This is a genomic window from Burkholderia sp. F1 (genome assembly GCF_050813845.1).
GTDB classification, from domain to species: Bacteria; Pseudomonadota; Gammaproteobacteria; order Burkholderiales; family Burkholderiaceae; genus Burkholderia; species Burkholderia ubonensis.
In genome coordinates, this window is record NZ_CP172422.1 from 3,559,319 (window position 1) to 3,569,160 (window position 9,842).

7 protein-coding genes are annotated in these 9,842 nt (G+C 63.7%); 4 read left to right on the forward strand and 3 right to left on the reverse strand.

Features of this window, described 5'->3' with window-relative positions:
• Window positions 1-16 precede the first annotated feature (16 nt).
• Window positions 17-1,828, forward strand: coding sequence for a potassium-transporting ATPase subunit KdpA (kdpA, locus tag ACFIMZ_RS34610; RefSeq protein ID WP_431823895.1), 1,812 nt, complete (start codon window positions 17-19; stop codon window positions 1,826-1,828).
• Window positions 1,829-1,892: 64 nt separating this feature from the next.
• Here kdpA and tdh read toward each other — a convergent pair whose 3' ends face one another.
• Window positions 1,893-2,921 carry an L-threonine 3-dehydrogenase gene (tdh, locus tag ACFIMZ_RS34615; RefSeq protein WP_431823896.1) on the reverse strand — a complete coding sequence of 343 codons (1,029 nt, stop codon included), beginning with the start codon at window positions 2,919-2,921 and terminating at the stop codon, window positions 1,893-1,895.
• Window positions 2,922-2,933: 12 nt separating this feature from the next.
• On the reverse strand, window positions 2,934-4,133 hold the full coding sequence (locus tag ACFIMZ_RS34620) for a glycine C-acetyltransferase (protein ID WP_431823897.1): 1,200 nt from the start codon (window positions 4,131-4,133) through the stop codon (window positions 2,934-2,936).
• Window positions 4,134-4,293: 160 nt separating this feature from the next.
• On the opposite strand from ACFIMZ_RS34620, the gene ACFIMZ_RS34625 reads away from it, so the two are divergent.
• The 3 genes from ACFIMZ_RS34625 (at window position 4,294) to ACFIMZ_RS34635 (ending at window position 6,667) form a co-directional block, all read left to right on the forward strand.
• A complete protein-coding gene (locus ACFIMZ_RS34625) occupies window positions 4,294-4,905 on the forward strand; it encodes a helix-turn-helix domain-containing protein (protein WP_431823898.1) in 612 nt (203 codons plus the stop codon).
• A gap of 198 nt (window positions 4,906-5,103) precedes the next feature.
• Window positions 5,104-5,484: a DUF2471 family protein gene (locus tag ACFIMZ_RS34630; RefSeq protein ID WP_431823899.1), complete on the forward strand. Its 381-nt coding sequence runs from the start codon at window positions 5,104-5,106 to the stop codon at window positions 5,482-5,484.
• A 169-nt stretch (window positions 5,485-5,653) separates the two neighbouring features.
• On the forward strand, window positions 5,654-6,667 hold the full coding sequence (locus tag ACFIMZ_RS34635) for a tyrosine-type recombinase/integrase (protein WP_431823900.1): 1,014 nt from the start codon (window positions 5,654-5,656) through the stop codon (window positions 6,665-6,667).
• Window positions 6,668-6,806: 139 nt separating this feature from the next.
• Here the strand turns inward: ACFIMZ_RS34635 and ACFIMZ_RS34640 are convergent, their stop codons facing one another.
• Window positions 6,807-7,988, reverse strand: coding sequence for a DNA-binding protein (locus ACFIMZ_RS34640; RefSeq protein WP_431823901.1), 1,182 nt, complete (start codon window positions 7,986-7,988; stop codon window positions 6,807-6,809).
• Window positions 7,989-9,842: the final 1,854 nt, after the last annotated feature.

Consider the following 9,842-nt stretch of genomic DNA (forward strand, 5'->3'; position numbering starts at 1 on the left):
TGAAACGATCCATTCGATGCAGGCCGGCTGCGCCGGCCTGGGAGGCAGCGTGATCGGCAATGCCTGGACACAGGTTGGCGTGTTCCTGTTTGTTCTCACCTTTCTGGTCAAACCCGTCGGGCAGTACATCGCCCGTGTCGCGCTAGGCGACTTGCCGGCGCCGCTGCGGCGCCTCACCGCTGTCGAAAACACGCTTTACCGGCTGGCCGGCGTCGCCCCCGACGAGGAAATGGACTGGAAGCGCTATGCGGTCGCGCTCGTCGCGTTCAATGCGCTCGGCGCGGTTGCGCTCTACCTGCTGCAACGCATCCAGGTCTGGCTGCCGCTCAATCCGCAGCACTTGCCGAACGTCGAGCCGGGGCTCGCGTTCAACACGGCCGTCAGCTTCGCGACGAATACGAGCTGGCAGGCGTATGCGGGCGAGATGACGCTCAGCCACCTGACGCAGATGCTCGGCATCGGCGTGCAGGCGTTCCTGTCGGCGGCGAGCGGGATGGCCGTCATGCTGGCGCTGATTCGAGGGCTCGTGCGCAGGGGCAGTCGAACGATCGGCAACGTCTGGGTCGACCTGACGCGCATGACGCTCTACGTGCTGGTTCCGGTGGCGGCGTTGTTCGCGGCGGCGTTCATCGGGCAGGGCGTGCTGCAGAATTTCTCGCCGGATCGCAACGTCGCGATCGTGCAGCCGCCCCAGCCGATGCCCGCCGCGAACGCGTCCACGCAAACGGCGCAGCCCTCTTCCACGACCGTGCAATCGCTGCCGATGGGGCCCGTCGCGTCGCAGGAATCGATCAAGCTGATGAGCGGCGACGGCGGCGGATTCTTCAACGCGAATTCCGCGCATCCGTACGAGAACCCGACACCATTCGCGAATTTCCTGCAGATGCTGGCGATGCTGATCATTCCGGCCGCGCTCTGCCACACGTTCGGCACGATGATTCAGGACCGTCGGCAGGGGTGGACGATCTACGCCGCGATGCTGACGCTGTTCGTCGCGGCGGCCGCGATGGCGATCCGGGCGGAGCAGACTGCCAGTCCGGCGCTGCATGCGCCCGGCATCGATGCAGTCGCGTCGGCGAGCCAGCCGGGCGGCAACATGGAAGACAAGGAGACGCGCTTTGGCATCGTGTCGTCGGCCTTGTACGCGACGGTGTCGACGAGCAGCGGCGACGGCGCGGTCGATGCGATGCACGATTCGTTCACGCCGCTCGGGGGCCTCGTGCCGATGGTGCTGATGCAGACCGGCGAAGTCGTGTTCGGCGGCCCCGGTTCAGGCCTGTACAGCATGCTGATGGTGGTGCTGCTCGCGGTGTTCGTCGCCGGGCTGATGATCGGGCGCGCACCCGAATACGTCGGCAAGAAGATCGAAGCATACGAAATGAAGATGGTATCGATCGCGATTCTCGCGACGCCGGCGATCGTGCTGGTCGGCACCGCAATCGCGGCCGTGACGCCGGCCGGCGTCGCCGGACTCGGCAATCCGGGCGCGCACGGCTTCAGCGAGATGCTCTACGCGTTCTCGTCGGCCGCGAACAACAACGGCAGCGCGTTTGCGGGCCTGTCGGCGAACACGACGTTCTACAACACGTCGCTGGCCGCCGCGATGTGGTTCGGCCGCTTCACGGTCATCGTGCCGGTGCTGGCGATCGCGGGCTCCCTCGCTGCCAAGCAGCGACGTGCGCCCGGCGCCGGCACGCTGCCGACGCACGGGCCGCTGTTCCTCTGCATGCTGCTGTCGACCGTGGTGCTGGTCACGCTGGTGACGTTCCTGCCGGCGCTCGCGCTCGGCCCGATCGCCGAGCATCTTGCGATGACGGCCGGCCGGTGACGCTTCCGTGCTCACGGCCGACGCCGACGCCGTGAGGCGCGGCGCGGCAACGCAGGGAACGCGTTCAGGCCGTCCAGTCGAGAATCACCTTGCCGCTTTCGCCGGACAGCATCGCCGCGAAGCCCTTCTCGTAATCGTCGACGGCGAAGCGGTGCGTGATGATCGGCGACAGGTCGAGACCGCTTTGCAGCATCGCGACCATCTTGTACCAGGTCTCGAACATTTCGCGGCCGTAGATGCCCTTGATCTCCAGCCCCTTGAAGATCACCTGGTTCCAGTCGATCGCTGTCTGCGCGGGCGGAATGCCGAGCAGCGCGACCTTGCCGCCGTGGTTCATCGCCTCGAGCATGCTCGTGAACGCGCTCGGCACGCCGGACATCTCGAGCCCGACGTCGAACCCCTCGGTCATGTGCAGGTCGGCCATCACGTCGCGCAGCGACTCGCGCGCGACGTTGACCGCGCGCGTCGCGCCCATCTTGCGCGCGAGTTCGAGCCGGTAGTCGTTGATGTCGGTGATCACGACGTTGCGCGCGCCGACGTGCTTCGCGATCGCGACGGCCATGATGCCGATCGGCCCGGCGCCGGTGATCAGCACATCTTCGCCGACGAGGTTGAACGACAGCGCCGTGTGCGTCGCGTTGCCGAACGGATCGAAGATCGACGCGAGATCGTCGGAAATCTCCGGCGGGATCTTGAACGCGTTGAACGCGGGAATCGCCAGGTATTCGGCGAACGCGCCCTCGCGATTGACGCCGACGCCGATCGTGTTGCGGCACAGGTGCCGGCGCCCTGCGCGGCAGTTCCGGCAGAAGCCGCACGTGATGTGGCCTTCGCCGGACACGCGATCGCCGATCGCGAAGCCGCGCACTTCCTGCCCCATCTCGACGATCTCGCCGACGTATTCGTGACCGACGTGCATCGGCACGGGAATCGTCTTCTGCGCCCAGTCGTCCCACTTCCAGATGTGGATGTCGGTGCCGCAGATCGCCGTGCGGCGGATCTTGATCAGCACGTCGTTGTGCCCGACCTCGGGACGCTTCACGCGCGTGAGCGACAGGCCGGGACCGCGTTCGAGCTTTGCCAGTGCTTTCATGGCCGGCCTCCGTCAGACGATGCCGAGCGACTTGCCGACGCGCACGAACGCGGCGACCGCCTGGTCGACCTGTTCGGGCGTATGCGCGGCGCTCATCTGCGTGCGGATGCGCGCGCGTCCGCGCGGCACGACCGGGAACGAGAAGCCGATCACGTAGACGCCTTCGGCGAGCAGCGCATCGGCCATGTTCGTCGCGAGCTGCGCATCGCCGAGCATCACCGGGATGATCGGATGCACGCCCGGCACCAGCGTGAAGCCGGCCTCGGTCATCTGCTGGCGGAAGCGTGCGCCGTTCTCGCGCACGCGCTCGCGCAATTTCGCGCCCTCGTCGCTGCCGAGCAGTTCGAGCACCTTGAGCGACGCCGCGGCGATGCTCGGCGTGAGCGTATTCGAGAACAGGTACGGGCGCGAGCGCTGGCGCAGCAGCTCGACGATCTCCCGCCGCGCGGCGACGTAGCCGCCCGACGCGCCGCCCAGCGCCTTGCCGAGCGTGCCGGTGATGATGTCGATGCGTCCCTCGACGCCGCAGTATTCGGGCGTGCCGCGCCCATGCTTGCCGATGAAGCCGACCGCATGCGAATCGTCGACCATCACGAGTGCGCCGTAGCGGTCGGCGAGATCGCAGATGCCCTTCAGGTCGGCGATGATGCCGTCCATCGAGAACACGCCGTCGGTCGCGATCAGCTTGTGGCGCACGCCCGCCGCGTCGGCTTCCTTGAGCTTCGCTTCGAGATCCGCGAGGTCGTTGTTCTTGTAGCGATACCGCTGCGCCTTGCAAAGGCGGATGCCGTCGATGATGCTCGCGTGATTCAGCTCGTCGCTGATCACGGCGTCTTTCTCGTCGAGCAGCGTTTCGAACAGCCCGCCGTTCGCGTCGAAGCAGCTCGAATAGAGGATGCTGTCATCGGTGCCGAGGAATGCGGCAAGCGCGCTTTCCAGCTGCTTGTGCACCGTCTGCGTGCCGCAGATGAAGCGCACCGACGCCATCCCGAACCCGTCCTGGTCGAGACCGGCCTGCGCCGCGGCGATCAGGCGCGGATCGTTCGCCAGACCGAGATAGTTGTTCGCGCAGAAATTCAGCACGCCGGCGCCGCCGGCGAGCCGCACGGCCGCCGCCTGCGGGCTCGCGATCTCGCGCTCGGTCTTGTAGAAACCGTCCGCGCGGATCTGGTCGAGCGTCCCGCGCACCTGGGCGAGAAAGGCATCACGCATCGCAAAGCTCCTGACATGAATCGCAACCCGCCGGCCGCCGCTCGTGGCGGCGGCCCGGCGGCCTGCTACTGTTATAGTCGGTCGTTCGGTTGACCGCTCTTTTCCGTTATTCCGAACTAAAATTCGGAATATCGAACAACTCTAAGCGAACGGAATTCAAATGGCAAGCTCCTCCGGTTCGCGGCGCACACCCGCCGACGCCGCACCGTCGCCGGCCGCCGCGACGCCGCCGCGCGTCGGCGAACAGATCCAGCGCCTGCGCAACGAACGCAAGCTCACGCTCGACGACCTGTCGCGCGCGGCCGGCGTGTCGAAGTCGATGCTCTCCGAGATCGAGCGCGACAAGGCGAACCCGACGATCGCCGTCGCGTGGCGGCTGACGAACGCGCTCGGCATCACGCTCGACGAACTGTTCTCGCAGCCGAAGTCGCAGGAGACGATCCGCGTCGACGGCCCGCACGACATCCCGACGCTCGCCGGCCACGACGGCCGCTACCAGCTGCGCGTCTGGGGCCCGATCGATCTCGCCGGCCGGTTCGAGTGGTACGAACTGACGCTGCCGGGCGGGGGCGCGCTCGTCTCGAACGCGCACGAGCCGGGGACACGCGAGCACCTGACCGTGCTGCAGGGCACGATGGAAATCGAGGCCGCGGCGGCCGTCCGCCGCCTGAAGAGCGGCGATACCGCACGCTACCCGGCCGACACGCCGCACGCGATCCGCAATCCCGGCAAGGCCGAAGCGAGAGCGTTGTTGATCGTGATCCATCGCTGACGGGCCGTCGAGTCGGCCAAACGGCCAGTTGCGGAAAATACTGTATGTTTGTACAGTATACGGACATTCCGATTTGCGTCGGCCAGAGTACAAAGCATGGGGTCGCCCCAGGCGCTAAAGCGCCAACTCTGGCCGACCGCGAAGCATGGGGCCAGAGTAAGACGCCAAAGCGCCGACTCTGGCCGACAGGAGCCTGCGATGACCGAAGAACAAGATTTGGCCGCGCTCAGCTTCAAGGCTGCTGCGCATGACCTCGAACAGATCGTTCGGCATATTGCCGAGCGCTACATCCGCCAGGAGGTGCCGCTGACGTGGCGCCTGCTGCATGCGATCGAAGCCGAGGCATTGGCGGATCTCGGGTTTGCCAGCCGGCACGAGGCCGGCATGCGTCAACTGTTCGAACGGCCGTCGGACATGACGTTTCCCGAAACGGACGACCCGACCGACTTCGGCAAGTCCAACGCGCTGCCGGCCGTATTCTCGTTCGCGGTCATCGCGTATGAGGCTGCGGCAAGCAAGCGCGACGCGCAACCACCGTCCGTCAATACCGCGCGCATGGCCAAGGGCTGGCGCGGCTGATTGCCGGCCGTGCGCAGCTTGCCGGCAGCCGTCGCTGCGGTCGGGCGAACGAGCGAGCGCAATGCAGTGCGGCGACGGATGCGCGTCCCGCGTATCGAGCCTTTCCGTTCATCCCGCCCGGGGTGTTGCAAAAAGGGCTACCATGCACGCAACTAACGGAACAATTAACATGTCCCTTCCTTCACCCACGCACACGTCATTGCCAACGGAAGAAAAGGATTTGTTCGACCGTTGCGCATCGGACTGGATCGCATCGCCCGAAGCAGCGTTCGACGCATGGCTTGCCATGCAGGACTACCGCCGGTCGTCCGCCGACGTCTATCGCGCGCAGTGGGGCGCGTTTCTGACCTGGCTGCGCACGCATCAGAAAAATCTCGCGTCGGTCGACACCGCATCGATCGCACACTTCGTCGGCGAGTTGCCGATCAAGAAGACGCAGCGAATGCGCTATTTGCGGCTGATCGAGCGCGTGCTCGATCATATCCGGCGCAGCGAATTCGGATCGACCAACCCGGCACGCTTCATTGCTCAGGATGGCGAAGCGACCTGGCGCAAGGCGCGCGACAACGAGCCGACCGGCTTTCTCGCGCCGGCCGAGCGCGCGAAGCTGCTTGCCCACCTGTTTTCGCCGATCGGCGCAACTGGCGCCGCGCACTGGAAAGAGCGTCGCGACCGCGCGCTCGTCGCCGCATTTCTCGGCGCCGGCGTGAAGACCGGCGAAGCCCGTGTCCTTACAATTAGTTGCATCAATCCGGGCGGCACATCGCTGCAGATTCCGTCGACGCATCCCGATTTCGCACGGGAAACGCACCTGGCGTCATTCGCGATCGCACTGTTCGATGCGTGGCTCGCGGAACGCAAGCGTGAGGACATTCCGGGCGATCTCGTCTTTCCGGCATCGCACTCGGGGCGCCCGATGCACAAGGCGACGATGTTGCGTGCAGTCGACGCAATAGTCGAGGCGGCAGACATCGCGACGTCGCGCACTGCACGGGCAAGCCCGCAAACCTTGCGCAACACCTATGCCGCGGAATTGTTCGAGAACGAAGTGCCGACCGAGCGGGTCGGCACGTGGCTGGGCTTCATGCAGCCGATCTCGTCGAATCGCCTGCACCGCGCGTGGAAAAACTGGCGTGACAGCTTGATCGAGGGTGAGGTGCCATCCGAGCCCGAATCTCACTGATCCGGATCTTGCCGCACGCAGCGGGCGATGCGTGAGCGCCTTGCGCGGCAGGGCCTCACCCTTTCAACGATCCCGAAAAACCTCACCTCAAGCTTCCCGGAAAACCTCACCTTTGACTGTGCGTCCGGATTGAACGCGGTCAATTGCTTCCAAAACGGGTGACCGCTTCGAAGCGCGAGGGCCACGCGCCCGACGCGTATTCGCACTCCGGGCACGACACTTCGAAACCCTCATCCGTGTGCGACAGCTCCGGTTCGCCGTCGCAGCGCGGACACTGGTTCGGCACCGGGATGTCGGAATCCAGTGTCGTGCCGATTGCCGTGAATGCGTCTGCGTCGAGCTTGCCGGCATCGGCCAGGCGCCGGATCAACCCGGCAATTTCCGGATTCATCCCGCGATTCGCGCGCAGCGTGTTCATTTCTCGCGTCGCCGCGGCCAATTCGTCGCTCTGGCTGCGCAGTTGTTCCTCGAGGCGGTCCGCGCGAGTCTTCGCAGCACTCAATTGCTGCAGAAAATCGAATTCCTTGCGCTGCACGTCGCGCAGCCCGGCCTGATACGTCGACGCCATGCTGCGCAACGAGTCCAGCTCGACCAGCATCGGCTTGACCCGGCGCTCGGCCTCGGCCACCGCATCCTTGATCTGCTGTGCGTAATGCTCGGTTCGTTGCTGCAACTCGGCTTGCAGCGCATCGATGCGGTCGCGCAGCGCCGCGTTCTGCGTCTGTTCGGCATCGACGCGGCTGGTGGCCGCGGCCAGATCCCTTTCCAGACGGTTGGCTGTGGTGAGCAGCGTGGCCTCGTTTGCCGAACCATGGGTGCTTTGGGACGCCAGCTGAACTTCGAGCTCGGTCACCCGCGCCTGAAGCTGCTCGTTGCGGGTTTCGCCGCGTGAGATGGCCGCTTCGAGCGTTTCCTGACGAACGGCCGCGTCGCGCAGCTGCTGTTCGGCTTGCGCGATGTCGGTGCGCGCCTGTTCACGGTCCGCATCGAGACTGTCGCGCGCAACTTTCAGGGCTTCTTCATAGAGTGCGCCGAGCAGGGCGCCGGCTTTTTCCTCGACGGCTTTCGGAATCGCGGCGCCTTCGAGACGAACCTTCGATGCCGAGCGGATCCGTTCCCAGAAATGGTCGATGTCCTTCGGAATGTCGCTGGCGCTGCCGGTCTGGGTGAGATCGCGGACATTGGCGGCTGACGGCCGGATGCCGAGATCGAAAAACAGTCGCTTGCACGCATGCAGCGACAACTCCTGGCGTCGTGCACCGGCAGCGCGCAATGATTCCAGCTCTTCTCGGATAACTTGACGCATCTCGTCCAGGGTCATGACGTCTCTCACAGGCATTGAGTGTCGCAATCATAACGAAATACGTATTGATCGATACCGATTTTTGACGGGCGTTGCGAATTTACGTCGATGAGCACAGGAAGCGCTGCTGTGGCGGTCTGTGACCGACGAAGAGCACGATCTCCGTGAAACAAAGCGAAGAAAACGAGCTAAGCGATTGTATCGAAAGCGTTTTTGAACCAATACCGAAAATTCGGCGTTGTTTCACATGACGCAGGTACCAAGGATCGGTGGGTGTTGGGGTAAGGGGTGTCTGTGGAAAACTCAATCCCCGAAGTGTTGAGAGTAATAGAAGTAAACACCTTTGAACCCTTAGTTAAAAACGTTAACGCCACGGCACAGCCTTATGTGGCAAGGGTTTCCGGCCGACAAGGTGAAGCTTTACGGGAATCAAGGTGATGTTCTCCGGGAGCCGACGTGATGGGGTTCGGGGAGCTGCGTGAGCCCTTGCAGGAAAGGTCGTGAGCGGATTCAGGACCACAGTGAATCACAGGAATTTTCAAAGGTGAGGGTTTTCAGGACATCACAGCCGCGAAACGCCTGCTGTGCCTGAGGGCACAGTTTTTTGCCTGTGAGGGCGTCGGTGAGTCTTTTCGGGACCTTCGTTTGCAGTCGATTCTGCCCTTCTTTTAGGCAATTTGGATGAAAGGTGAGATTCCACGGGATTCCACACAGTTTTGATGTGAGGATATCCGGGACGCGAACGCGATTTTGCACCGCAAAAGTCCATTTGCGGGCCTGTGAACCTCAAAAGGTGAGAATTTTCGGGAGCAAAGCGGCGGGTTTCCTGGCCGGACCGGCTTGAGGTGAGCTTTTTCGGGGGCGTGGCTGAAGAGCGACCTGCGGACCCAAAGGTGAGCGTTTTCGGGAACGGTATTTGCTCGAAAAATGGTCAAGGGTGAGGCTTTTCGGGAGCTGTGAGCGTCCACTTTCGCTGAAAACCCCGCCAGCACTGGATGGTGAGCCCGTTTTCACAGGCGTTTTTTGGGCAAAGGTGAGATTTTTCGGGACTCGTCGCGCAGCTGTCGTACGAATGGACGCTGTGGATAGGTGAGGCTTTTCGGGGGCTGGTGGGATTGGGCCGGGCATCCGCGAATCGCGCTAAGTATCGGAGAACATTGGTTTTTTTGAAACCGCGGAGGTTACGGTGAGGTTTTTCGGGAGTCGCCCGGATGTCTGCTTTCGCGGCGTTTTTGTCGGTAAGGTGAGGGTTTGCGGGAGGTGCAAATGATCGATCCCGCGCGCGACGGGCGTCCGCCGCAGATCGGTCGCCAAGGCTGTGCGAATCACAGGTGAGATTTTTCGGGGGCCTGTGACGATGGTGCACTGTACAATGCGCGCCCGGGCTGTCGAAGCATGGGGGCGATACCCATCGAAACACGCACAGGCCATGCCGGGTCTGGTCGTTCATGCGCTGGATGCGTGCGTCTGTCCGGACTTCTGACACAGTGTCGATTGTCCGACCGGCTTCGCCTGTACATGCATACAGGCGGTTGTGCACAGGTTTTTCGTGATCGGTCGGGTGCAGTGAAAACACTGTGCAGCGCTCACGAAATGCAGTCGCAAATTTGCGACAAAGTCACAGGTGAGCCGATACGGGAGAGTGCGGCGCACGTATCGTGCACAGGCGAAAAACTGTGATTCCGCGTCTCCCGCGACGCGTAAAGGTGAGTCCCGCACAGGCCGATTCTGGACCGGTGAGGCTTTACGGGAACCGATTGGGGTGAGTGCCGTTTCGCCGCCGCGCTTCACCGGCTATGGTGAGCATGCCGTTCTGGACGCGCATCACCACAGGCGCTATCCTTCCGGGAAACTTCTCCTCCGACCCGACGC

Bases quoted from the DNA above. Each gene is read 5' to 3' on its own strand.
- ACFIMZ_RS34635 (WP_431823900.1), top strand. From the start codon at position 5,654: ATGTCCCTTCCTTCACCCACGCACACGTCATTGCCAACGGAAGAAAAG.
- ACFIMZ_RS34630 (WP_431823899.1), top strand. From the start codon at position 5,104: ATGACCGAAGAACAAGATTTGGCCGCGCTCAGCTTCAAGGCTGCTGCG.
- ACFIMZ_RS34620 (WP_431823897.1), bottom strand. From the start codon at position 4,133: ATGCGTGATGCCTTTCTCGCCCAGGTGCGCGGGACGCTCGACCAGATC.
- tdh (WP_431823896.1), bottom strand. From the start codon at position 2,921: ATGAAAGCACTGGCAAAGCTCGAACGCGGTCCCGGCCTGTCGCTCACG.
- kdpA (WP_431823895.1), top strand. From the start codon at position 17: ATGCAGGCCGGCTGCGCCGGCCTGGGAGGCAGCGTGATCGGCAATGCC.
- ACFIMZ_RS34625 (WP_431823898.1), top strand. From the start codon at position 4,294: ATGGCAAGCTCCTCCGGTTCGCGGCGCACACCCGCCGACGCCGCACCG.
- ACFIMZ_RS34640 (WP_431823901.1), bottom strand. From the start codon at position 7,988: ATGACCCTGGACGAGATGCGTCAAGTTATCCGAGAAGAGCTGGAATCA.